Source organism: Lacticaseibacillus suilingensis, assembly GCF_016861845.1.
Taxonomy (GTDB): Bacteria; Bacillota; Bacilli; order Lactobacillales; family Lactobacillaceae; genus Lacticaseibacillus; species Lacticaseibacillus suilingensis.
Genome location: NZ_BOLV01000019.1, coordinates 1 through 24,248, shown reverse-complemented (window position 1 = coordinate 24,248; position 24,248 = coordinate 1). Strand labels below are relative to the sequence as shown.

The window sequence follows — 24,248 nt, the reverse complement described above, 5'->3', positions numbered from 1 at the left end:
CGGGTCGCCTAGCGACACCGGTCACTTCCTCACGCCGGCGCCACTTGAGTCTGCTACAATAGGCATGAGGTGATTTTATGGATGATCAAACACTGCTAGAACTAGCGGCTTTGACCCTGCAAGGGCGCGCCGACCATGGCCAGGCTTATTTGGCTGAGCAATTGCGGATTCCGGTGGCGCAAGTTTACGCCGGCGATGCCGCGTTGACGACGCACCAGCGGGAAAAATTACGTTATTTATTCACCGATTATGAATGGATGCTGGCTCAAAAGATGACCTTGAGCGAAGACGGTGGCCGGCCGGCATGGCGCTTTCAGGCGGCCAAGGCGACCATCGCGACGGCGTGGTTGCAAGCGCCCGAAGTCGAAACTGAGCTCAAGAAAACCACTTTGGCCAGCGGGCAAACCGAGGCGCACTTACAAATTCGCCTCGATTATGGCAGTCATGGTCTCGCCGATATTCTGGACTTTGTGGTGCCCAATCCTGAACTCAAACAACTACAAACCAAGCAACTGACGCTGCTGGAATTTGCCCAAAAGCAGCTACCAGCGCCGCAAACGGAGGACTAGTATGCCAAAACGCCGCAAGAAGCATTTGCCAGCAATGATCACAGGAATATTGGCGGTGTTTTTTGTGGCGGTTGGCGTGGTGGCCTGTCACCGCTTGACCTTGACCGAAACCCCGACCAAGCCGGCAGTTGATGAACACCGCGTCTTCATTAAACGCATCGCACCTTACGCGCAGGAGATGCAGCAGCAGTATTCCGTCATGGCCAGCATCACCTTAGCCCAGGCCATTCTGGAATCTAATTGGGGCCAGTCGACGCTGGCCAGTGACTACCATAATCTGTTTGGGGTCAAAGGCACCGATCCCAACACCAGCCGCGAGTTAGCCACGAAAGAATATGTGAATGGTAAGTGGATTACGGTGAAAGCTCGGTTTCGGGTTTATGCCAATGACGAGGCCTCCATTAAAGACCATGCCTTGCTCCTGGTGTACGGTACCAAATGGAATGCCCATTTGTATGATCCGGTGCGCCAAGCGACTGATTACCAAACCGCGGCCAAGGCGCTCCAAACCGCAGGCTATGCCACGGATCCCACTTACGCCGACAAACTGATTCAGATTATTGAGACGTATAATTTGACTCAATATGACCAATAACGAATAATCCGCACATTTTTGACCGAAAATAACGTTTCACTTGAGCAAACCCGAATAATCGGGTTTTTATTTTTACCCAATTTTGGCCTGACGCGGCCGAGGATAAGCCTTTCACCATGCGCTAAACGCGCCTTCAACGCTTGCTCATTCCCGAACGGAAAATCCACATAATCCCCGGAATTCAAATTGTGACTGCCGGGATTTTATGGTAAACTTTGTGAAACTAAATTGCAGAAAAGGATGGGGAGTAAACGTGAAACTTCTTGAAGACCGAATCAGACAGGATGGTCAAGTGTTAGGAGCTGATGTGCTGAAGGTGGACAGCTTCTTGAATCATCAAGTGGATCCGGATTTGATGACAGCGTTGGGCGAAGAATTTTATCGTCGGTTTCAAGGAGTGCCCATCACGAAGATTTTGACCGTCGAAAGCTCTGGCATTGCGCCAGCGCTGGCGACGGGGATGGCGTTTCACAAGCCAGTGGTGTTTGCGCGCAAGCACAAGAGTTTGACGCTTAAAGACCATCTGTACACCGCCGAAGTTTATTCCTTCACTAAGAAAACCGCCAACACCATCGCGATTGCGGAAAAGTTCCTCACCGCCGCCGACCATGTGCTGGTGATTGATGACTTCTTAGCCAACGGTCAGGCCGTTGAAGGGCTGCTTGACATTATCCAGCAAGCTGGCGCGACGCTGGAAGGCGTTGGGGTGGTGATTGAGAAGCGATTCCAAAAGGGTCGCAAGTTGCTGGATGACCGGCATATCCATACAGAAGCCTTGGCCAGCATCGCCGCCTTTGAAAATGGCCAAGTGGTGTTCAGCCCAGACGAAAAGGAGCAGGCCTAATGAAGCAGCAAGATGTTTCCGCCCCGAAAGCGGCGGTCCTAGGCTTGCAGCACCTGCTGGCAATGTATTCGGGGTCAGTGCTGGTGCCGATTCTGATTGGGACGGCCCTGCATTTTTCCAGCGAGCAGATGACTTATCTGGTGTCCATCGATATTTTCATGTGCGGTTTGGCCACGGCGCTGCAGGTCTTTGCCAATAAATTCTTCGGCATCGGCTTGCCGGTCGTTTTAGGCTGTGCGGTGCAAGCTGTGACGCCATTGATTGCCATCGGCCAAAAATTCGATATTCAAACCATGTATGGGGCCATCATCGCCGCCGGGTTGTTTGTCTTTTTGATCAGTGGCTTGTTCGCCAAGCTGCGGCGGCTGTTCCCGCCGCTGGTGACTGGCACGCTGATCACCGTGATCGGCTTGTCGCTGATTCCCGTGGCATTCCAGAACCTGGGTGGGGGCAACACCGCCGCGAAGGATTACGGGAGCATGGCTAACTTGGCCGTGGGCGCGTTCACAGTCCTCTTGATTTTGGCCTTTAACGTCTGGGGTCGCGGCTTCATCCGGTCAATCGCGATTTTGATTGGTATGGTCGGCGGCTCCGTTTTGGCCGGGCTGATGGGGATGATTTCCTTCCAGCCTGTGATTGAAGCTTCTTGGTTCCATGTGCCGACGCCGTTTTACTTCGGGGTGCCGCACTTTGAATGGAGCTCGATCCTGACAATGATTTTGATTTCGCTGGTTTCGATGGTGGAGTCCACTGGGGTGTTCTTCGCCTTAGGGGATGTCGTTGGCCGCAAAATCGAAAGCCAGGACCTGAAAAAAGGTTACCGCGCCGAAGGGTTAGCGGTGCTGTTAGGCGGAATTTTTAATACCTTCCCCTACACCACCTTTTCGCAGAACGTGGGCTTGGTGCAGTTGTCCGGTATCAAAACCCGTAAGCCAGTGATGTTCTCGGCGCTGTTTTTGGTGCTGTTGGGGCTGCTGCCGAAAATCGGTGCGCTGGCGACCATCATTCCTAACCCCGTGTTAGGTGGGGCGATGCTGGTGATGTTCGGCATGGTGGCGGTGCAAGGTATTCGCATGCTGCAGCAAGTGGACTTCCATAATGATAAGAACTTGCTGGTCTCGGCAATTTCGATTGGGCTGGGCTTGGGCGTGACGGTCCAACCTGACATTGTCCAATTCCTACCGAAGACTCTCCAACTGCTGTTCTCGTCAGGGATTTTGCTGGCTAGCATCTCGGCGGTGGGGTTGAACCTGTTGTTTAACGCCAAAAAACCGCAACCAGAGTTAGATGAGCAAGATGGACTGAATGAAACCGATCAGAAAGAAGGCAGGCCGTGACTGCATTTATCGAACCTGGTGCCGGGGTCGGCATCATTGGCGGGGGGCCGCTGGGTTACGCCCTCGCGCAAACGGCAAAAAATCTGGGGATGCACGCCATTGTGCTGGCCCCCAGTGAAGATGATATTGCGCTGACCGCAGCGGATATGCCGCTGGTGGGCGCTGCGGATGACGCTGATGCCTTGGCAAGGCTCGCTTCGGTGTCCACCATTGTGACCTACGCGAATGAAAACGTCGATGGCGATGCCTTGGCGGAGCTGACCACGAAGACGCAGTTGCCATCAGGCACGGATATTTTGACGGTGACCCAGGACCGCTATTTGGAAATGGTGTTCTTGGACGATCAGAATATCAACATCCTGCCTTACGCGCAGGTGGTCGGCCCCAATGACATTAGCAAAGCCATCGAAAGCGTCGGCTTCCCCGCGATTTTGAAGCCGATTCAAAAAGACATGGGCGCTGATCAACAGCTGCTGTTGAATGGTCCCGAAGATGTGGCTAATGCGCAGCAATTGTTGCAGCAGCGGCCGTATGTCTTGGAAGCTTGGCTGGCGCATCCAGTCGAGTTTGCGGTGGCCGCCGCCAAAAGCGGGGACACCGTGCAAGTGATGCCACCGGTGCAAACCGTGGTCGATGGCCGCAGCTTGCAGGCGGCGTTTGTGCCTACCATGGCCGGCCCGGAAGTGACACAGGAGCTGGTGCGCGTGACCAAGGTGATTGCCGAACATCTGGATTACACTGGTGCGTTTGGCGTGGAATTTTTCATGACCGAAAGTCAAAGTCTCTACGTGAAGCGGATTTATCCGGCGCCGCAAGTCAACACTGCGGTGCTCGCGACCACGGCTGGCATCAGTCCGGTCGAAATGCACCTGCGGGCGCTGCTCGGCTGGCCGCTGCCGGTGGTGTCGCTACTGCGGCCTGGTTTCCTGGTACCACTGGCGACGACGCAAAAAGCGGCGGCGATGACCCAGGTGCAGATCAAACCCGATTGGCACTTTGAATTTTATCCGGTGGGTAGCCCGCAGCTGGGCGCCATGACCATTTTCCATCCGGCTGCCGAAGCGGTAGCCGCCTTGAACGCGACTGACCATTTTCACTTGTCACTGAATAAGGAGGAGTAACATGATCGACCGTTATAGCCGGCCTGCAATGGCGCAAGTGTGGACCGAAGAAAACCGTTACCGCAATTGGCTGGAAGTCGAGATTCTGGCAGCCGAAGCCTGGGCCCAGCTAGGCGAAATTCCTGCCGCTGATGTCAAAGCCTTGCGGGCCAATGCCAAGTTTGATGTGGATCGCATTCACGAAATTGAAGCGGTGACCCGCCATGATGTGGTGGCTTTCACCCGCAATGTGTCAGAGTCCCTCGGCCCAGAGAAAAAATGGGTCCATTTTGGCCTCACCAGTACCGATGTGGTGGACACGGCGCAAGGCGCGGTGTTGAAACAGGCGGATGAAATTCTCCGCGCCGACATCCAGGCACTGACTGACCTGATCGGCCAGCGCGCCAAGGAATTCAAGCACACGGTAATGATGGGCCGCACTCACGGCGTTCACGCCGAACCCACAACATTTGGCCTCGTGCTGGCGACTTGGTACTCCGAAATGAAGCGCAATGCTAAGCGCTTTGATGATGCCGCTGCGGATGTGGAAGCCGGCAAGATTTCTGGCGCGGTGGGCACTTTTGCCAACACCCCACCAGCGGTCGAAGCTTACGTTTGCGAACACCTGGGCATCCGCGCCCAGGAAATCTCCACTCAGGTCTTGCCGCGTGACTTGCACGCGCATTACATCCAAACCTTGGGCCTAATTGCCACCTCCTTGGAACGCTTTGCCTTGGAAATTCGGCACCTGCAGCGCACCGAAGTCCATGAAGTAGAAGAACACTTCAACGCCGGCCAAAAAGGTAGCTCTGCCATGCCGCACAAGCGTAACCCAATCAGCTCCGAAAACGTCACCGGCCTGGCCCGGATCATCCGCGGCTATGCCACACCGGCCTTGGAAGACGTACCACTGTGGCACGAACGCGACATCTCCCATAGCTCAGCAGAGCGCGTGATGCTGCCGGATGCGACCGGCCTTTTGGATTACATCCTGCACCGCTTCACCACCATCTTGGCTAACCTGGACGTTTTCCCAGACACCATGAAAGCTAACATGCAAAAAACGCATGGCCTGATTTACAGCCAGCGCGTGATGCTCAAGCTCATTGAAACCGGCATGAGCCGGGAACAGGCCTATGACCTCGTGCAGCCAAAAACCGCGCAGGCCTGGGACGAACACCGCGACTTCCGCACCTTACTGGAAGCCGACCCAGCCGTCACTGACCGTCTCAGCGCGGCGGCCTTGGACGACGCCTTTGACTACCATTACCACCTGAAGCACGTCGATGAAATCTTCGACCGCATTGGCTTGGGCGATTAAACTCTAAATGATCGGCAGCTGTTCTTGTGTCAGCAAGAATGGCTGCCGATTTTTGGTTTTCCTCGGCGTTGGCGGAATTTTAGGAGGGAAGGATTCATGAAAGACCGAAATGAGTGCTGACATTTGCCGCGCCCAAATCGCTCAGGTGAATGGTTCAGTTTACCGCCACGGTAGGCAAGGACCACCGAAGCAGGCAGGGGCTCAGTGGTGAAATTGTTCTTAGCCAACGGTCTTGGTTGGCTTAGAACAAGCCGCGACTTGAAGACTCGCAAAGCGAGGCTCCAAGCGCTGGCCACCACTTGCCCTCAACCCTTTTTTTGGGTAATCTGAACCTGAATGGAGCGTGGAGGAATGAATCAAGCAGCAGTCATTAAAACAGTGCAAGCCCCGCTGGCCGAAGGGGATTGGCTACCCGGCCTGCAAGCAGCCCTGACGGCGTTGGCCGCCTTCAGCGGCGGCACGCCGGCGCAGGCCGCCGCCACCTGGGATGAAGCAACCGGCCTCATGGTCAATTTGGCCTGTCTCTGGCCCGACGCCGTCCCGGCTTTGCCAGCGCTCAACGCCATGGCCTGTTTGCCCACCGCACCCAAGCCCAAGCAAGCCGCCGACCGGGTGCTCCGGCGGCTGCTCAATGCTTATACCTTGTCGCTACGTGATCCCACGGCGCTGCCGCCAGTGCTCGTGGCAGACTGGCCTGCGGTGCGCCAGGTCTACAACCAAATCGCTGCGGTCCAAGCTGTCATGCACCAGTGGCGGCTAGAGCCAGAGGCGCCGAATGTGCAGGCAACGCTTTACGGCCCAGTGGCTGTTAGCACCAAAGAGCTCTTGGCCACTGTGGGGGTCAAAGCCAGTTTTGAACCGATGGCGCAGCCTTGGGCCACTGGCTTCCAAGGCAGGGCGATGACGCCAGTCGTGGTCGGCGAGAAAAGTCGGGATGGTCGCGCCGGCGTGGGGCAGCAGCAAGAGGTCTTAGCCCGCGCCAAGGCGCTGCAACTGCGCCATTTTCCCCGCACCAAGCGGCCGGCGTTTGTCCGCCAAGAACAGCCGACTTTGTACCATGAAGGTAGCGTGCAGGATTACACGGTGTTTGACCTGGAATTCTCCAGCGGTAATGTCCATGAAGGGATGTTTATCACTGAAATCGGGGCAGTGAAAGTGCGCGCCGGGCACATTGTGGACACCTTCAATGTCTTCGTTAAAGTCCCCGCCAAGCACCGCTTAAATGTCTATTCCCAGCGCGTCACTGGTATTCACGAGGCGACGCTCAAAACCTATGGCCTGCCCGCCGATCAAGCCGCGCGCCAGTTTATCGATTTTATCGGCAGCGATGTCCTGCTGGGTTTTTCCATGCATGGCGGCGACCTGCCGGTACTGCGGCGGCAGTTTGACCTGTATCCGACGGCTGGGCGCCTGATTGATGTGGCGCAGCTCGCCAAGCGGGTGGGGCCGATGCCAGGCACGCCGGAAGTCAGTTTGACTCGGTATCGGCATTATCTGGGCCTGAGTTTGTTGGCGCATGGCGCGTTGTATGATGCGGTGACGACCCACGCCTTGTACGCGTACTTGGAAGGCCACCCCGTGGCGCCAGAGGCTTTGGTGGCGGAGTTTGAGCAGGTCTTTGCCCGCAGTTTGAAAGGAGCGCCGCATGACCAAAATTAGTTTAACCATGCCGGTCCACGATTTGGTGGCGGCCCATCCCGATATCGTCCCGATTATGGTGCAGATGGGGCTGGACGGGGTGACCCAGCCGGGGTTACTCAACACGGTGGGCCGCTTCATGACGCTGGAAAAAGGGGCTAAGATGAAGCACATTCCGCTGGCCCAGTTGATTGAGACGCTAACGCAAGCCGGATTTGAGGTAGAGGGCCATGACTGAAAAAAACGCCGTAGAACGGCAAAAGAAGATTGTCGAAATTCTGCAGATGCTGCACCAAGGCGGCGACTTTGAAGCCGCCAAGCAAATCTTTGACGAGACCTTTGACGGGGTCGACGTGGCGGAAATCACCGGTGCCGAGCGCGAGCTAATTGCCAGCGGTCTGAACCCGATGGAAATCCAAACCCTGTGTAATGTCCATGCCGCGGTGTTCCGCGGCAAAATCACCAACCAGAAAACGCCAATGGCCGAAATCCCTGGCCACCCAGTGCAGGTGATGAAGCTGGAAAACGTGGTGCTGGAATCACTGATCAATGATGAACTGCTGCCGACGCTGAAGAAGTGGATTCAGCAAGCCAGCGCCGGCGCCAAAACCGACCCCACTGAAGATGCGATTTTGCTGCAGCGGCTGCAGAACGCTTTGGCGGATTTGGGTAAAATCGATGCGCATTACAAACGGAAAGAAAACCTGATTTTTCCGTTGATGACCAAGTATGGCATTACCGCCCCGCCAAAAGTGATGTGGGGCGTGGATGATGAAATTCGCGAGTGGATCAAAGCCGCGCAGCGTGCGGTGACGCCGCCAGTCAGCGACCGGTACCAGGCGGAAACTGCTATCGAAAAAGTGGCCAAAGAAGTCGATGAGATGGTCTTCAAGGAAGAAGAAATCATGCTGCCGATGGTGCTGGAGGTTTTCACCCCCAGTGACTGGGGGATGATCCAGGCCGAAAGCGGGCCGATTGGCTACACCCTGATTCCCGATCCGTTGCCATGGCAACCCACTGCGGAAGAACGCCAGCAAAAACCTAAGCCTTCCAAACTCGCTCAGGAATTGAACGCCCAGGCGGAAGCTTTAGCCACCAGCCAGCAACTCGGTTCTCAGCGGCCGGCGCAACCCACCGACCGCGACATTTTGAGTCAAATTCACCAGGATGTGCCGATGCCCGTGGCCCCGCCGGAAGTGATGGCTAAGCTGCAGGCTGGCCAAGGCGAGGCGAGCGAAAGCACTGGTCCCCGCATTTCGGTGCAAAAGCCACGCCACCGCGGGCCTGTCGCTTTCGGCGCCGCCACTTCTGACAGTAGTGATGGCCGGGTGGAAATCGATGGCACGCACCCGGCGCGGGTGGTGCTGCCTACCGGGAGTTTTGATCTCGATCAGCTCACCAATGTGTTGCGGCTGCTGCCAGTGGATCTGACCTTTGTGGATGCCACGGACACCGTGCGCTGGTTCTCGGACAACGGCCACCGGGTCTTTCCGCGCACCACTGCCGTGATTGGCCGTTTGGTGGTAGACTGCCACCCACCGAAATCGGTGGACAAGGTGAAGGCGATTTTGGCTGATTTCCATAGCGGCAAAGCAGACCATGCCGATTTCTGGATTCACTTCCGGGACCGCATGCTGTATATTCGCTACTTCGCCATTCACAATCCCGCCGGTGACTACCTGGGGTGCCTAGAGGTCAATCAAGATGTGACCGACATTCGCGCCTTGGAAGGTGAAAAGCGGCTGTAACGCATCACAAAATAAACGGCTTCACCACGGCCAAAAGCCGGTGTGAAGCCGTTTTTATGCGGCCGAGCGGCTGTAATCGAACGCGTGTTTCTGGTACAATGAAACAAGATTATGCACCGGTGAAAGGACGATATTATGGCAACAGCCCTACTGCAAGGCATGAATGACAAACAATCTGAGGCGGTGTTAGCCACCGAAGGCCCCCTTTTGATTATGGCCGGCGCTGGCTCCGGGAAAACTCGGGTGCTGACGCATCGAATCGCGTATTTGATTGAAGACAAGGGGATTAACCCCTGGCGCATTTTGGCCATTACTTTCACCAACAAAGCGGCGCGAGAAATGAAGGAACGGGTCGGTAAACTACTAGATCCGGAGCTAGCCCGAGATGTCTGGGTCTCAACCTTCCATGCGCTGTGCGTGCGGATTTTACGCCGTGACATTGAGAAATTAGGCATGAACCGTGCTTTCACCATCGCTGATCCCGCTGAGCAGAAGACGCTGGTCAAGCACATTCTGGCTGATTTGAATCTGGACCCGAAGCGTTACGACCCGAAAGCTTTGCTGAGTACGATTTCCAATGCCAAAAATGACCTGCAGACCCCGGAAGATTACGCGAAAGCGGCGGCGTCCCCGTTTGAACAGGTGACGGCCAGTGTGTACGCCGAATACCAGAAACGACTGCGGTCTGATCAGGCGCTGGATTTCGATGATTTGATTATGCAAACCATCATGCTGTTCAAGCAGGAACCGGAAACGCTTGAATTCTATCAACGCAAGTTCCAATACATTCATGTCGATGAGTATCAGGATACCAACGAAGCCCAATACCAGCTGGTGCACATGCTGGCGGATGGCTATCGCAACCTCTGCGTGGTCGGGGATGCCGATCAGAGTATTTATGGCTGGCGCGGGGCGAACATGCAAAACATCCTCGACTTCCAAAAGGATTACCCGGATGCCCAGGTGGTGATGCTCGAACAAAATTACCGCTCGACCAAAACTATTTTGCAAGCCGCCAATGACGTGATCAAAAACAACAAAAAGCGCCAGGTCAAAACCCTGTGGACGGAAAATAAAACCGGCGACAAAATCACCTACTATCGGGCCCAAAGTGAGCTGGACGAGGCGTATTTCGTCATCAAAACCATCGAAGGTGAAATGGCGGATCACCACCGGCGCTATGGCGATTTTGCGATTTTGTACCGCACCAACGCTCAGTCGCGGGCGATTGAAGAAGCCTTCGTCAAAAGTAACATTCCTTACAAAATGGTCGGCGGCCATAAATTCTACGACCGCAAGGAAATTCGCGATGCGCTGGCGTACTTCCGCTTGGTGATCAATCCGGATGATGACATGTCGTTCAACCGCATTGTCAACGAACCCAAGCGCGGCATTGGCGCCACTTCGCTGGAGAAACTGCAGGCTTTTGCCAGCCAAAACGGCTGGTCGCTGCTGGAAGCGGCGCAAAACGCCGAACTTTCCCAGGTGTCAGGCAAGGCGCGAACGAGTTTGGCGGCCTTTGGCGAAACGATTGCCAAGCTGGCGGACAAACGCGCCAGTGGCAGTGTTACCGAGCTGATGGAAGGCATTTTGGATAATACCGGGTACCTGCCGCAGCTGAAAAATGCCGGGACGGTTGAGGCGGATACCCGCATCGAAAACTTGCAGGAATTGCTTTCAGTGACTCAGCAATTCGATGCCCGTTATGAACCCGAAGATGAGCAAAGCGATTTGTTCGTCGACTTCATCGCCGATTTGGCCTTGGTGTCTGATCAAGACGACATTGAAGAAGACGCCCAGGAAGTGACATTGATGACCTTGCACGCTGCCAAAGGCTTGGAATTTCCAGTGGTCTTTTTGGTCGGCATGGAAGAAGGCCTGTTCCCGCTGAGCCGCTCGGCCATGAACGAAAGTGAAATGGAAGAAGAACGGCGCCTGGCCTATGTCGGCATCACCCGGGCGAAGAATAAGCTGTATATCAGTAATGCCTATGCCCGCATGCTGTATGGTCAGCGCCAGAACAATCCGCAAAGCCGCTTTATTGACGAAATTGAGCCGGAATTGCTGGCAACCACCGGCCAAGCCGCACCGAAGTCTGATATTCCGTTCTTGAATCGGACCCAGCGGGCGGTCACGCCAACCTTCAGCCGCCATCCACAAGGCACCAAAGCCCATGTGGTGGCAACGCCGCATTCGGCGGCCGGTAAAACCACGTGGGCGGTGGGCGACAAGGCCGCGCACAAGAAGTGGGGCATTGGCACGATTGTCAAAGTTTCCGGCACCGGTGATGATCAAGAACTCGACATTGCGTTTCCAGACATGGGCGTGAAGCGGTTACTGGCCGCCTTTGCCCCAATCGTGAAGCAAACCGATTAAGGAGGTCCCAACATGGCAGAGCAGGCAATCAGCGCCTACACGCATGCCGCCGCGCAAACTGAAGTCGCGCAGCTGGTCAAACAGCTGAACGGCTGGCGGCGTGAATACTACACCAATGATGCGCCGAGCGTGGAAGATTCGCGGTACGACCAAACCTATCGGCGCCTGCAGGAATTTGAAGCGGCTTTTCCTGATTTGATTCAAAGCGATTCGCCCACCCAAGCCGTGGGGGATGTTATTTCACCTGATTTCACCAAGGTACCGCATCCGATTCCCATGCTCTCGATGGGGGATGTCTTTTCCCTCGCAGAACTGCAGGCTTGGGCCGAGCGCCTGGAAGCCGGGGTGAGTGAAACCGTTGATTACAATGTGGAGCTGAAAATCGATGGTTTGTCCCTGTCCTTGGTCTATGAGCAAGGCAAGCTGGTGCAAGGCTCCACTCGCGGCGACGGGAACGTCGGGGAAGATGTGACCGCCAATGTGCTGACCATTCCTGATATTCCGCACCAGCTTAAACAGCCTTTGGACATCGAAGTGCGCGGCGAATGCTACATGCCCAAAGCCGCCTTTGCCACACTCAACGCCCGGCGTGAAGCCGAGGGCCTGGCGCCGTTTGCTAATCCCCGGAACGCGGCGGCGGGGAGCCTGCGCCAGCTGGATGCCAAAGTCACCGCCGACCGCCAGCTCGCCACGTTTTTGTATACCTTGGTTGAACCAGAACGCTACGGAATCACCACGCAGCACGACGCCATTGCCTTCATGGCGAATTTGGGCTTTGCCACGAACCCTTCCTCGATGAGCACCGCGGATTTGGCGGCGATGGATGATTACATCACCACTCAAACCGCCGACAGGGATGGTTTACCCTATGGCATCGACGGCATTGTCGTGAAGGTGAACAGCTTGCCGCTGCAAGCGCAACTCGGCAACACAGTCAAAGTGCCACGGTGGGAGATTGCGTACAAATTCCCGCCGGAGCAAGCTGAAACCGTGGTGCGCGACATTGAATGGACCATCGGCCGCACCGGCGTGGTGACCCCAACGGCGGTGATGGATCCGGTGAGTTTGGCTGGGACCACGGTGGCGCGGGCGAGTCTGCATAATGCCGATTTGATTGCGGAGAAGGATATTCGCATCGGCGATACGGTACTGCTGCACAAAGCCGGTGATATCATTCCGGAAGTGTCAGAGGTAGTGTTGAGCAAACGGCCGGCGGACAGTCAGCCGGCGCCGATTCCGACGAGCTGTCCTTCTTGCGGCGAACCGTTAGTGCATTTGGACGAAGAAGTGGCACTACGCTGCATCAACCCAATGTGTCCGGCGCAGGTTCAAGAACAGCTGACCCATTTTGCCTCGCGCAACGCGATGAACATTGACGGCCTCGGCCCCAAAATCATCGCCCAGTTGCAGGCCAAGCACCTGGTCAAAGATGTGGCGGATTTGTATCATTTGACTGCCACCGACTTGAGTCAACTGGACAAGTTCAAAGAAAAGTCGATTAATAATTTGTTAAAGGCCATTGATAACAGTCGGCAGAACTCCGTGGAACGGCTACTATTTGGCTTAGGCATCCGCCATGTTGGCGGCAAAGCGGCGCAGCTGTTGGCCGCCCATTTCGGCGACTTGGATCACTTGATGCAAGCCGACGCCGAAACCGTGGCCGGCATCGACGGCATTGGCCCGACCATTGCCGACAGTGTGACGACGTACTTCCAGCGCGAGCAGGCGCAGGAGCTGATTGCGGCGTTCCAGGCGGCCGGTGTGAACTTGGCCTATCACGGCTCGGCCCCGGCGGCTACCGACAGCTTTTTCTCCGGCAAGACGGTGGTCATCACTGGTAAGTTCGGCGAATTCTCCCGGCCGGAACTCACCACCAAGTTGCAGGCGCTGGGCGCCAAAGTCACCGGCTCCGTGTCCAAGAAGACCGACCTGCTGGTGGCAGGCGAGGCGGCTGGCAGCAAACTGGCCAAAGCCACCAAGCTCCAAGTGCCAGTGATGACGGAGCAAGAACTTTTGACGAAACTTTAAAGCGAGGCATTTGACATGAAAAAAGCACTCACAGCGGCCTTGATCCTAGTCGCCGCCATCAGCTTGGCCGCTTGCGGCAAGCTGAGCTTTGACTCTGGCAGCGGCAGCAGTACCAGCGGCTCCAGCAAAGGCTACACCACCACCGGCACGGTGGATTCAGGAATGTACGAAGGCGTCATTCAAAATGGCCGCTATAAAACCTCCAGTGCCCGGGGGCTGCAGCTGTCCACCAACCAACAAGGCGGCAACAGCTTCAACATCAAGAGCATGGAAAATGGTTTGCAGGACATCGCCAAAAAGCAGTTCTCAACTTCCAAGTACGTGTTCGAGGAAGGCCAGCTGATTTCTACCAGCACCGCCAAAAAATGGCTCGCGCGTAAAAGTGACGACAGCCAAGGTTTGAACCCTAAAGACAACGGCAAAACCGGCGAAACTGAACGTAACCCGATGTACCTAGAAACCATGGTGGAACAGGATTACATGACCCAATCTGGCAGTGACATGAGCCTAGGTGGGGTGGCGATTGCCCTCGGCATGAACGCTGACGATTACTACCAGAAAGAAAAGTATGGCGCGACTTATACAACACACATCAGCGATGCGGACATGACGACCCAAGGTAAAGCCATGGCCAAGGAAGTCGTCGCGCGGGTGCGGAAAATGAGCGGCGTTAACAACGATACCCCAATCGTGATTGCCTTGTACAAGCTCGCCGGGTCGGATTCACTCGTCGGTGGCACGTATTTTGACTATGTGGTCTCCAAGTCTGGGACCGATGTGGCGGATTGGACGCCAGTCAATCAGCAAAACGAAGTGCTGCCAACGGTAGACAACAAAAAGCCCATCAACAAAACCGTATCGACGGACTTTGACAACTTCACCACGAATGTTGAAAACTTCTTCCCAACATTGGCCGGGGTGACAGCGCAGGCGCATTACAGTGATAACGCCTTGACCGGGCTGAACATCACCATTAACACCCAGTTCTACGGCGCCACAGAGCTCAACAGCTTCACCCAATACGTGGCGAACGCTGCCAGCAAGTACCTGCCAAGCGGGGTCAAAATCGAAATTACGATTCAATCCACCCAAGGCATCCAGGCGTTTGTCTCGCGGGAAAGCAGCAGCAAAGACTTTTACACCCATGTCTTTGGCAGCTACTAAGAAAAAGCCAGGGCGACCTGGTTTTTTTGTTGGCACCAGCATAAATCCCGGCCGGCGTGCCCGCACTGCCGGTGGGTATGGTAAACTAAGTTGAATAATTGTGCGGTCAAGCCGCTCAGAAGAAGGTAGGGAGAACATGATTTCAAAAGAGAGTGTTGCCCATGTTGCCGGACTGGCCAAGTTGGCTTTTACCGACGATGAATTGCAGCAATACACCAATCAGCTGGATGAGATTTTGAACATGGTCGCGCAGCTGGAAACCGTTGATACGACTGACGTGCCAGTGACGACGCAAAGCATCCACCTTGAAAACGTTATGCGCGAAGATGTCGCGCATAACGACACTAAGATCGCCGACTTGCTGGCAAATGTCCCAACCAAGAAGGGGACGTTGATCCAAGTGCCATCCATCATTGACAAGGAGGACGACTAAGCGTGACTTATTTGAAGCAAGATCTCACCTCAGTGCATGAAGCACTGGTCAATGGTAGCCAAACCGCCAGCAGCTTGCTGAAGGCCACTTTTGCCAACATTGAGCAAGTGGACGCTGACGTGCAAGCCTTTTTGACTTTGAACCAGGAAGCCGCCACGAAGCAGGCTGCCGCCATCGATGAAGCCGGCATTCCAGCCGACCAGCCTTTTGCCGGCGTGCCAGTAGGCATTAAAGACAATATTGTCACCAAAGACCTCAAAACCACCGCGGCGTCCAAAATTTTGGGCAACTTCATGCCGATATACAACGCGACAGTGGTGGACAAGCTGCAGGCCGCCGGCGCGATTACAGCTGGTAAGCTGAACCTGGACGAATTCGCCATGGGGTCCTCGACGGAAAACTCCGCCTTCCAAACTACCAAAAACGCTTGGGATTACACCCGCGTGCCTGGTGGTTCCTCAGGCGGCTCCGCGGCAGCAGTGGCATCAGGCCAAGTGCCGATGGCGTTGGGCACGGATACTGGCGGTTCAATTCGCCAGCCGGCGGCCTTTAACGGCATTGTCGGGCTTAAACCAACTTATGGTCGAGTTTCCCGCTGGGGCGTCATTGCCTTTGCCTCTAGCCTGGACGTGGTGGGCTCATTGACCCGCACGGTGAAAGATGCGGCTTTAACCTTGAATGTGATTGCCGGCCATGATGACAAAGATGCCACCACCGCCGATATCCCGGTGCCAGATTACACGGCCAAACTGGGCCAATCCATCAAAGGCATGAAGATTGGTCTGCCGAGTGAATACCTTGGTGAAGGGGTCGATCCGGCGGTGGCGGCGCAAGTGCAAAAAGCCGCTGATCAATTCCGCGCGCTGGGTGCCACTGTTGAAACCGTGTCGCTGCCGCACACCAAGTATGCCGTGGCGGCTTACTACATTATTGCCAGCTCAGAAGCCTCCTCGAATCTGCAACGGTTCGACGGCATTCGGTATGGCTTCCGCGCCGAAGATGTGAAGAACTTGGAAGATGTTTATGTGCGTTCGCGCTCTGAAGGCTTCGGCCCAGAAGTCAAGCGCCGCATCATGCTGGGGACCTTCAGTTTGTCCGCCGGGTTCTACGACGCCTACTTCAAGAAGGCGGCGCAAGTACGGACGTTGATCTCCCGCGACTTTGATCAAGTCTTTGCCGACTATGACTTCATCATTGCGCCAACGACCCCAACGCCAGCCTTCAAGATTGGCGAAAAAGTCACCGATCCTTTGACCATGTACATGAATGATATCCTGACCATTCCGGTCAACTTGGCTGGTCTGCCAGCGGTTTCCGTGCCGGCTGGCTTTGTGGCAGGCATGCCAGTGGGGCTGCAGCTGATCGGTAAGCAGTTCGATGAAGCTACCTTGCTGCAAGCGGCGGATGCCTTTGAACAGGCAAATGATTATGTTGACCAAATCCCAGGAGGTGCGAACTAATGAATTTTGAAACCACCATTGGGCTTGAGGTCCACGTTGAGCTAAAAACTAAATCCAAAATGTACTCGCCAACGCCAGTGTCTTACGGTGCTGAGCCCAACATCAATACCAACGTTATCGACTGGGGCTTCCCCGGCACGCTGCCTACCGTCAACAAAGGGGCTTACAGCTACGGCATGATGGTCGCCATTGCGCTGCATGCTGACATCACGCGGCACACCCATTTTGACCGGAAGAACTATTTCTATCCTGATAACCCGAAGGCCTACCAGATCACGCAAAGTGAAACCCCACTGGCCACCAACGGCTGGATCGAAATCGAAGTCGATGGGAAAAAGAAAAAAATCGGCATTCACGAACTCCATGTCGAAGAAGACGCCGGGAAAAACCAGCACGAAGACGACGGCTATTCCTACGTCGATTTGAACCGGCAGGGCACACCGCTGGTTGAAATCGTGTCCGAACCCGATATTGCCAGCCCCGAAGAAGCCTACCAATACCTGGAACAGCTCCGCCAAATCGTGCAGTTCACCGGCGCTTCCGACGTGAAGATGGAAGAAGGTTCCATGCGGGTGGACACCAACTTGTCCGTGCGGCCTATTGGCGCCACCGGGTTTGGCGTCAAAACCGAAATCAAGAACCTGAATTCCTTCAACCACGTCCGTGACGGCCTGGCCTTTGAGCAAAAGCGTCAGGTCCAAGTGCTGATGGCAGGCGGTCAGGTGCGCCAGGAAACCCGGCGCTGGGATCCAGCCAAGAAAGAAACCATTTTGATGCGGGTCAAGGAAGGCGCGGATGATTACCGCTACTTCCCAGAACCAGACCTGCCACCAGTCTTCGTTTCTCAAGCCTGGATCGATGACGTCACTGCCAAGTTGCCAGAAGCACCAGCCAAGCGGCGCGCGCGTTACATCAACGAATGGGGCATCCCGGCTTATGACGCCGGCGTCTTGACCTTGACCATGGAAATGGCCAACTTCTTTGAAGCCACCGTTGCAGCCGGCGCCGATCCTAAGCAAGCTTCTAACTGGCTGATGGGCGAAGTCTCTGGCTACCTGAACGCTGAACACTTGGAACTCAAGGACGTGGCCCTGACGCCTTCGCACTTGGCGGAAATGATCAAACTGATTGCAGACGGTACTATTTCCAGTAAAATCGCCAAGAAAGTCTTCCAAGAAATCATCAAGAACGACACCGATCCTAAAGCTTGGGTTGAAGAAAAAGGCATGGTCCAACTCTCCGACCCCGCTAAACTCACGCCGATCATCGACGGGATCTTGGACGATAACGCGCAAAGTATCGAAGACTTCAAGAACGGTAAAGACCGCGCCATCGGCTTCTTGGTCGGCCAAATCATGAAGCAAACGCACGGCAAGGCGAACCCGAAAGTCGTTAACCAGATCTTGATGAGCGAAATTAAAAAGCGATAGGCGACAGGCTGCGGAGGGTGGCGCACTTAGCTCGACAAATAGCCTAGCTCAAGGCATTGCCGGCGAATTATGCCGGTGAGGCCTTGAGCGTAGCTATTTGCTCGAGCGTTGCCCCCCGGAGCGCAACTGCGACAGGCTTCGGAGCGCAACTCGCGCCCTCATTTTCACCACCCATTTCATCACAGGAGGCAAGAACATGCGACCACGCGCACGTTTGATTTATAACCCAACCAGCGGGAACGAAGGCATGCGCCGCTATGTAGCGGACATTTTAGACGTCATGGAGCAGGCGGGTTATGAAGCGTCGGCGTTTCAGACGACCCCAAAACCATTTTCTGCTAAAAAAGAGGCGAGCCGCGCCACCAAGGACGGTTTTGACTTAATTGTTGGTGCGGGTGGCGATGGGACGATTAACGAAGTCGTCAATGGCATTGCGCCGCATCGGCATCGCCCCAAGCTGGCTATCATTCCGGCGGGGACGACCAACGACTACGCCCGGGCACTGCGCATTCCGCGTGAAGATCCGGTGGCGGCGGCCAAACTGATTTTGAAGGGGCAGACGTTGCGCATGGATATTGGCCAGGCCAATGACCATTACTTCATGAACATCGCCGCTGGTGGGTTGCTCACTGAGCTGACGTACCAGGTGCCGTCGGAATTCAAGTCGATTTTTGGCTACTTTGCTTATGTCGTCAAAGGCGCCGAAATGCTTCCGGCAGTGCAATCAGTGCCGATGCACTTGGAGTTCGATGATGGCGTGTATGACGGCCCGGCGAGCATGTTCCTGCTAGCGATGACTAATAGTGTGGGCGGCTTTGAACAAATTGTGCCTGACTCCAGCATGGGGGATGGCAAGTTTTCGCTGATTGTGGTGAAAACCGGCAACTTCGCCGACTTCCTGGTGCTGATTGGCAAGGTCCTGAACGGTGGACGCCACACGGATGATAGCAATGTCATTTACACCAAGACCTCCAAGCTCGTGGCCAAGCGCACCGATGGCCAGGAGATGAAAATTAACTTGGACGGGGAATTCGGCGGCAATGCGCCGATGACCTTCAAAAATCTCAAGCAACACATGGAGATTTTTGCCAATGTGGATGAGATCCCAAAGAAGAACTTGGACCCTGATGTCGTCACCGAAGATTATGTTGAGGAAGTCGAACATATTTCGCATCAAGACATTAATGGCGATGGTAAAATCGCCAAGGGAGAATAATCACTGCGCCCGCTTGGCATCTGCCGGCGGGCGTTTTAGTGCGGTTGTATCCCACGGCGTTCTCTGGTAAAGTGGGTGGAGTTATTTTCGCGTCTGCCGCATTGCGGCGAAAGGAGTCCCTTGTGGCTAAAGCACCAGTAGTGAAGAATCAAGAACTCACTGTGACAATTTTGGATTTAACGTATGAGGGGATGGGGGTGGCTAAAGTCGACGGCTTCCCGCTGTTTATCGAAAACGCGCTGCCTGGCGAAGAAGTGCAGGTCCATGTGCTGAAGGTCGAAAAGCAATACGGCTTTGCCAAGCTGGTGAAGCTGCTCAAAGCCTCGCCAGACCGGCAAGTACCGGTAGACAAAGCCTACACCCAAACCGGGATCGCGCCGCTGCAGCATTTGGCTTACCCGGCGCAGCTCAAATTCAAACAACATCAAATTGAAGAGTTGTATCAAAAGCAGAATCTGGCGGTACCAGTGTTGCCCACGTTAGGCATGGCAGATCCGAAGGGCTATCGCAACAAAGCCCAGATTCCGGTGCGCCAGGTGAACGGTCAGGCTACCACGGGCTTTTTCAAGCGCCGCAGTCATGATCTCGTGCCTCTGGAAGATTTTTATATTCAGGATCCGAAAATCGACGCTGCCGTGGTGGTGGTGCGCGACCTGCTCCGGCAGTACGGTTTGACCGGCTATGATGAAACCAAAAATACTGGCCTGGTGCGCCATATCATGGTGCGCAGGGGCTATTTCTCCCACGAGATGATGATTGTGCTGGTGGTCACGACCTGGGCCTTGCCACATCAAGATGATTTGGTGGCCGGCATTCAGGCGGCGCTCCCGGAAGTGACCAGCATCATGCTGAACTTGAATGATAAGCGGACCAATGTGATTATGGGCCGCAAAACTCGGCTGCTTGCTGGTCGTAGTTATCTAACCGATCAGCTCCTAGGCAATACCTTCCAGATTTCGCCGCTGAGTTTTTATCAGGTCAATCCCCAGCAAACCGAGGTGCTTTACACCAAGGCGATTGAAGCCGCGGGGTTGACGGGTAAGGAAACCGTGATTGATGCCTATTCCGGCATTGGGACGATTTCGCTGGCGATGGCCAAGCATGCTAAACATGTGTATGGGGTGGAAATCGTACCCGAAGCAGTGGCGGATGCGCGCCAAAACGCGCGGCTGAACGGCATTGACAATGCCACCTTTGAAGTCGGCAAAGCCGAGGATTTGATGCAAACTTGGCGCGACCAGCAGCTGCCGGTGGATGTGCTGATGGTCGATCCGCCGCGCAAAGGTCTGGCCAAGGAATTCATCGACGCGGTAGGCGTGCTTTTGCCGCCGAAGATGATTTACGTGTCCTGCAATCCCGCCACCCTGGCGCGGGATTTGAAGGCGCTGGCCGCCTTTGGTTACCAGGCCACCCAGACCCAGCCGGTGGACATGTTCCCACAAACCACCAGCATTGAAAGCGTGACGGCGTTAACTTTGAATGCCGACTAAGACAACAAAAGCCGCTCACCTGAGCGGCTTTTTGCTTGCCCCAAATTGCTTGGGCTGGACCGGCGTTGTTTGTGCCGGTCAAAGCGGGTAGCTAGTGCTGATTACCGGGCCAGTCCTGCCCGGAGCTGGCGAATGCGTTCAAACACGGCGTCTTCTTGAGCCCGGGCTTGAAAGCCGGCGCGGTGAATGGTGCTGTTAGGGCGATTTCTTTTGGTGTAGCGCACTGCTGGCAAATACACATATGGCCCCGGGGTACGCGCAACAAAGCTGGCGGTGAACCAGTAATCTTCCGCCAGTTGCAAGGTGGGGTCGAACTGCAGATTGGCCGCGGTAATGGCGGCGCGGCGAAACGCCTTGTTCCAGACATAGCCGCCAATGGCCGTGCCGTGGTGGCTGACTTGCTCGAACATGGCGGCTTGATCAAGGCGCTGTTCACCCTTGGCCACTACCGGCGTGCGGAACCAGCGGTAACCGACCGCCACCGCGCTGACGGCCGGCGACATGGCGGTTGCCAGCACTTGCACGAAGTCGTCAGCAATCAGATCATCGCCATCGACAAAGGCGACCGCCGCTGTGGTCGCGCGGGCCAACCCATAATTACGCGCTGTCGACACCCCTTGATGCCGGGAAAAAGCGAAATAGTGAAAATTAGGGATGCCGCGGGTGAAGGCCTCAGCTTGACTCGCGGTCTCGTCCATTGAGCCATCATCGACCAGCCACAAGTCAAATGGCCGGGTTTGGCGCTGCAAGGCGCCTAACATGCCGGCAAAATAGCTGCCGAGATTGTACGTCGGAATAATGAGCGTTAGTGTTGTTGTCATCATGATCACCTCGCCGTTATTATCCAAACTAAGCGGCCCAGGTCAACTCATCTGCCTCAACGCTAAAACAGCCCGCCAGCAACCGGGTAAACCGGATGCTGGCGGGCTGTTTCGTCATCGGGACTATTTGCTTTCTTGTTTGAGCAGTTTGCCAACCGCTGGAATTTGACCCAATGAGTCGATGGCGGTACTTGGCATCACGACGGTATTGGCATCACCTTTGGCCAAAGCTTCAAGCGCTTCGACGTTCTTGTAGGTGAGGTAAAGTTCGCCATGGTTTTCCAACCCTTCGTTGATGGAGTTGATTTGATCGCGGACCGCTTCGGCAATCAGACGCTGGCTTTCGGCTTTCCCTTGGGCGTCCAGAATCTGGGTTTCCTTGCTGGCTTGCGCGTGCAGGATGTCGGATTGCTTTTCCCCTTCAGCTTTGGCGATGGCCGCTTGCTTCAAGCCTTCCGCTTCCATGATGTTGGCTTCCTTTTCCCGGGAAGCCCGGAGCAATTTGTTCATGGATTCTTGAATCGTTTTGTCCACCTGGATGGAGTCGATATTAACGCGATCGACGTTCAGGCCGTAGCCGGCGGTGGTGGTGGCGATTTGCTGGAACAGGGTTTGGTTAATCGTTTCGGTGCCATTGAGCACATCATTCAGATCCATGTTCCCGATGATACCACGCAAGTTGGCGCGGGTATCTTGTACCATGGACAGCACCGAGTCTTTGTTCTGGTAAACATAGGCGTTAACGTCGGTGATGTGATACTTCAAGGTTTCGGAAATGCGCACCACGACGTTATCTTTGGTGATGACTTCCTGTTCGTCGACCTTCAACGGAATTTGCTTCATGTTCACAATTTCAGTGATGCGATAGATGAACGGTGGTACCACGTGAAAACCAGGTTCCAGGGTTTGCACGTATTTCCCTAAGCGTTCCACAATGCCGACTTCACCGGTGTGGATAATGGCCACGCTGGAGAACAACATAATCACAAACAAGATGACTACAATTAAAACAATTGCCCAAATAATGATACTAACCATTTTTAATTCCTCCTTATGTGTGGCAGGTCAAAACACTAACGTTTCGCTTGCCTTACGCACGCTCAGCCCCAACGCCTCTGCCCGGACGACGACCACCAGATCGCCGCTTTTGGCTTGGTCTAACACGTGGTAATGATAATGAATGCCATAAAGCGCAACATCGCCTGGCCCATCTTGAGTCAGGGTGAAGGTAGTGCCAATCAGCCGTTCATCTAACATATTCTCCTCCTTACTGCTGATGTCCATATCATAGCGAGTTTGGACAGGAGTTAATCAGCCTTTGGACTGATTAATTGCGCTATGCACTGTTTATTTTACAGGAAGAATGCCATTAGCGGGTGGCTTAGGTATAATAAACTTTATGCAATCACCGATTTGATGAAAGGAGACCTTCACGGTGCCGAGACGAAAACGTCCCATCTATTCAAATACCTACCGCAAACGGCGGCGCTGGCTGCTGGTGGCCGCAGTCGTCGCCTTGCTGGCAGCGGCAGGACTGGGCGGCTGGCTGTGGAGCCAGCGGCGCACCGGCGTGGCCAAGTATGCGGTGCGCGGGGTGGTGGTCAGTCAAAGCGATGGTAACGCCGATTTCCAGGCGCTGCAAAGCGAAGGCTTGCGCTTCGTTTATCTGAAAGGGACGCAAGGCGCCAGCTTTTTTGATGACACCTACAGCACTAACTACGAGCAGGCCACCGGCAGCGGGCTAGCCGTGGGCGTTTACCATTACTTCAGCTTCGACAGCGATCCCGCCGCCCAAGCGCGATACTTTGCCACCAAAGTCGGGAAAAATCTAGGGACCTTGCCCATCGGTATTCAGGTGGCGTTCTATGGCCAATATGCTGCCAAGCCGCCGAAAAAAGCCGTCGTGGCGGCGAAGGTGCGCGCCTTTATTGTGGAGCTGCAGCGCTACACCACGCATCCGTTTATTCTGATGGGGAGCAAGCAGGTGCTGGGAGATTTAACCGAAGTGGCTTCTTCGGCGCCGCGCTGGCAAATTGGTGGCCATCCCGGCAAGCAGGTGCAGTACTGGCAAAGCGGCACTTTGAAAGCCGCCGGGACAGATTACACGGCGGTTGCCTATTTGGCCACAACACAGACCTTCAAAGCCCAGCTCACCAACTAACAGAATTGTCACTCACTGTTCGCCGAATCGATGGTTGCCAAAGGTCAATCCTGCGATAATCATGGGTGAGGTGAGATAACGATGAAAAAATTCTTGATTGCGTTGGTTTTGATTGTGGCCTTGGCCTTTGGTGGTTTCAAATGGTATGAAGTCACTAACTATGGTGGCACGACGTATTATACGAAAATCACCACCGCCGGCACGAAAATCAACCAACGGGACAAAGCTGGCAATGTTTATGCCGATTATCGCTATGAGCTGACTGGCTACGATGACAAAGGCAAGAGCCAAACCCTAACCTTTAACGCCAACAAATCCCGGCCGCTGCGCCGCGGGGCTTATCTCAAGTTGGTGTATAACACGAAAAAAGGGGTCACGAGCTGGGAAGCCGTCGACGCCGTGGACTTACCGAAACAAGCCCAAGCTAATCTTGAATAATTCCCCAGTTTACAATTCAAGTGCAACACCCTGACGACTAGACCAAAAAGGCCATGAAGACCTATTCTTGTTAGTACTA

22 protein-coding genes are annotated in these 24,248 nt (G+C 55.0%); 19 read left to right on the top strand and 3 right to left on the bottom strand.

Annotated features, from left to right (window positions below; genetic code table 11):
- Positions 1-77 precede the first annotated feature (77 nt).
- The 17 genes from JUF11_RS10785 (at position 78) to rlmD (ending at position 20,749) form a co-directional block, all read left to right on the top strand.
- Complete coding sequence (locus tag JUF11_RS10785; RefSeq protein ID WP_125581523.1) at positions 78-569, top strand: hypothetical protein; 492 nt, start codon at positions 78-80, stop codon at positions 567-569.
- Between the two features lies 1 nt (position 570).
- Complete coding sequence (locus JUF11_RS10780) at positions 571-1,164, top strand: glycoside hydrolase family 73 protein (RefSeq protein WP_204119615.1); 594 nt, start codon at positions 571-573, stop codon at positions 1,162-1,164.
- A 253-nt stretch (positions 1,165-1,417) separates the two neighbouring features.
- Positions 1,418-2,008, top strand: a complete 591-nt coding sequence (locus JUF11_RS10775; RefSeq protein ID WP_204119614.1) for a xanthine phosphoribosyltransferase — start codon at positions 1,418-1,420, stop codon at positions 2,006-2,008.
- The gene (locus tag JUF11_RS10770) at positions 2,008-3,345 is read left to right on the top strand and encodes a nucleobase:cation symporter-2 family protein (RefSeq protein ID WP_125581529.1); all 1,338 of its coding nucleotides are present in this window, start codon (positions 2,008-2,010) and stop codon (positions 3,343-3,345) included. Before JUF11_RS10775 ends, JUF11_RS10770 begins: the two co-directional genes overlap by 1 nt.
- On the top strand, positions 3,342-4,466 hold the full coding sequence (locus JUF11_RS10765) for an ATP-grasp domain-containing protein (RefSeq protein ID WP_204119613.1): 1,125 nt from the start codon (positions 3,342-3,344) through the stop codon (positions 4,464-4,466). Before JUF11_RS10770 ends, JUF11_RS10765 begins: the two co-directional genes overlap by 4 nt.
- 1 nt (position 4,467) lies before the next feature.
- The gene (gene purB, locus JUF11_RS10760) at positions 4,468-5,766 is read left to right on the top strand and encodes an adenylosuccinate lyase (RefSeq protein ID WP_204119612.1); all 1,299 of its coding nucleotides are present in this window, start codon (positions 4,468-4,470) and stop codon (positions 5,764-5,766) included.
- A gap of 351 nt (positions 5,767-6,117) precedes the next feature.
- Positions 6,118-7,425, top strand: a complete 1,308-nt coding sequence (locus tag JUF11_RS10755) for a 3'-5' exonuclease (RefSeq protein WP_204119611.1) — start codon at positions 6,118-6,120, stop codon at positions 7,423-7,425.
- Complete coding sequence (locus JUF11_RS10750) at positions 7,412-7,642, top strand: DUF1858 domain-containing protein (protein ID WP_204119610.1); 231 nt, start codon at positions 7,412-7,414, stop codon at positions 7,640-7,642. Before JUF11_RS10755 ends, JUF11_RS10750 begins: the two co-directional genes overlap by 14 nt.
- Positions 7,635-9,152 carry a DUF438 domain-containing protein gene (locus JUF11_RS10745; RefSeq protein WP_204119609.1) on the top strand — a complete coding sequence of 506 codons (1,518 nt, stop codon included), beginning with the start codon at positions 7,635-7,637 and terminating at the stop codon, positions 9,150-9,152. Before JUF11_RS10750 ends, JUF11_RS10745 begins: the two co-directional genes overlap by 8 nt.
- A 135-nt stretch (positions 9,153-9,287) precedes the next feature.
- Positions 9,288-11,528, top strand: a complete 2,241-nt coding sequence (gene pcrA / locus JUF11_RS10740) for a DNA helicase PcrA (RefSeq protein ID WP_373305870.1) — start codon at positions 9,288-9,290, stop codon at positions 11,526-11,528.
- A gap of 12 nt (positions 11,529-11,540) precedes the next feature.
- Positions 11,541-13,556, top strand: coding sequence for an NAD-dependent DNA ligase LigA (gene ligA / locus JUF11_RS10735; protein WP_204119608.1), 2,016 nt, complete (start codon positions 11,541-11,543; stop codon positions 13,554-13,556).
- 15 nt (positions 13,557-13,571) lie between these two features.
- Entirely contained in the window at positions 13,572-14,720 is a 1,149-nt protein-coding gene (locus tag JUF11_RS10730; RefSeq protein ID WP_204119607.1) for a CamS family sex pheromone protein, read from the top strand.
- 136 nt (positions 14,721-14,856) lie between these two features.
- Positions 14,857-15,153 carry an Asp-tRNA(Asn)/Glu-tRNA(Gln) amidotransferase subunit GatC gene (gene gatC, locus JUF11_RS10725; RefSeq protein ID WP_204119606.1) on the top strand — a complete coding sequence of 99 codons (297 nt, stop codon included), beginning with the start codon at positions 14,857-14,859 and terminating at the stop codon, positions 15,151-15,153.
- A 2-nt stretch (positions 15,154-15,155) separates the two neighbouring features.
- A complete protein-coding gene (gene gatA, locus JUF11_RS10720; protein ID WP_204119605.1) occupies positions 15,156-16,613 on the top strand; it encodes an Asp-tRNA(Asn)/Glu-tRNA(Gln) amidotransferase subunit GatA in 1,458 nt (485 codons plus the stop codon).
- The gene (gatB, locus tag JUF11_RS10715) at positions 16,613-18,043 is read left to right on the top strand and encodes an Asp-tRNA(Asn)/Glu-tRNA(Gln) amidotransferase subunit GatB (RefSeq protein ID WP_204119604.1); all 1,431 of its coding nucleotides are present in this window, start codon (positions 16,613-16,615) and stop codon (positions 18,041-18,043) included. Before gatA ends, gatB begins: the two co-directional genes overlap by 1 nt.
- 196 nt (positions 18,044-18,239) lie before the next feature.
- Positions 18,240-19,259 (top strand): diacylglycerol kinase, encoded by a 1,020-nt coding sequence (locus JUF11_RS10710; protein ID WP_204119603.1) that lies wholly within the window; start codon positions 18,240-18,242, stop codon positions 19,257-19,259.
- A 122-nt stretch (positions 19,260-19,381) separates the two neighbouring features.
- A complete protein-coding gene (gene rlmD / locus JUF11_RS10705) occupies positions 19,382-20,749 on the top strand; it encodes a 23S rRNA (uracil(1939)-C(5))-methyltransferase RlmD (protein WP_204119602.1) in 1,368 nt (455 codons plus the stop codon).
- 101 nt (positions 20,750-20,850) lie between these two features.
- Here rlmD and JUF11_RS10700 read toward each other — a convergent pair whose 3' ends face one another.
- The 3 genes from JUF11_RS10700 to JUF11_RS10690 form a co-directional block, all read right to left on the bottom strand.
- On the bottom strand, positions 20,851-21,573 hold the full coding sequence (locus JUF11_RS10700) for a glycosyltransferase family 2 protein (protein ID WP_204119601.1): 723 nt from the start codon (positions 21,571-21,573) through the stop codon (positions 20,851-20,853).
- Positions 21,574-21,693: 120 nt separating this feature from the next.
- Positions 21,694-22,608, bottom strand: a complete 915-nt coding sequence (locus JUF11_RS10695; protein WP_203632772.1) for an SPFH domain-containing protein — start codon at positions 22,606-22,608, stop codon at positions 21,694-21,696.
- A 27-nt stretch (positions 22,609-22,635) separates the two neighbouring features.
- The gene (locus JUF11_RS10690; protein ID WP_203632775.1) at positions 22,636-22,827 is read right to left on the bottom strand and encodes a hypothetical protein; all 192 of its coding nucleotides are present in this window, start codon (positions 22,825-22,827) and stop codon (positions 22,636-22,638) included.
- Positions 22,828-23,005: 178 nt separating this feature from the next.
- On the opposite strand from JUF11_RS10690, the gene JUF11_RS10685 reads away from it, so the two are divergent.
- Positions 23,006-23,731, top strand: a complete 726-nt coding sequence (locus JUF11_RS10685; protein WP_204119600.1) for a GH25 family lysozyme — start codon at positions 23,006-23,008, stop codon at positions 23,729-23,731.
- An 81-nt stretch (positions 23,732-23,812) separates the two neighbouring features.
- Entirely contained in the window at positions 23,813-24,169 is a 357-nt protein-coding gene (locus JUF11_RS10680) for a YxeA family protein (protein WP_204119599.1), read from the top strand.
- Positions 24,170-24,248 lie beyond the last annotated feature (79 nt).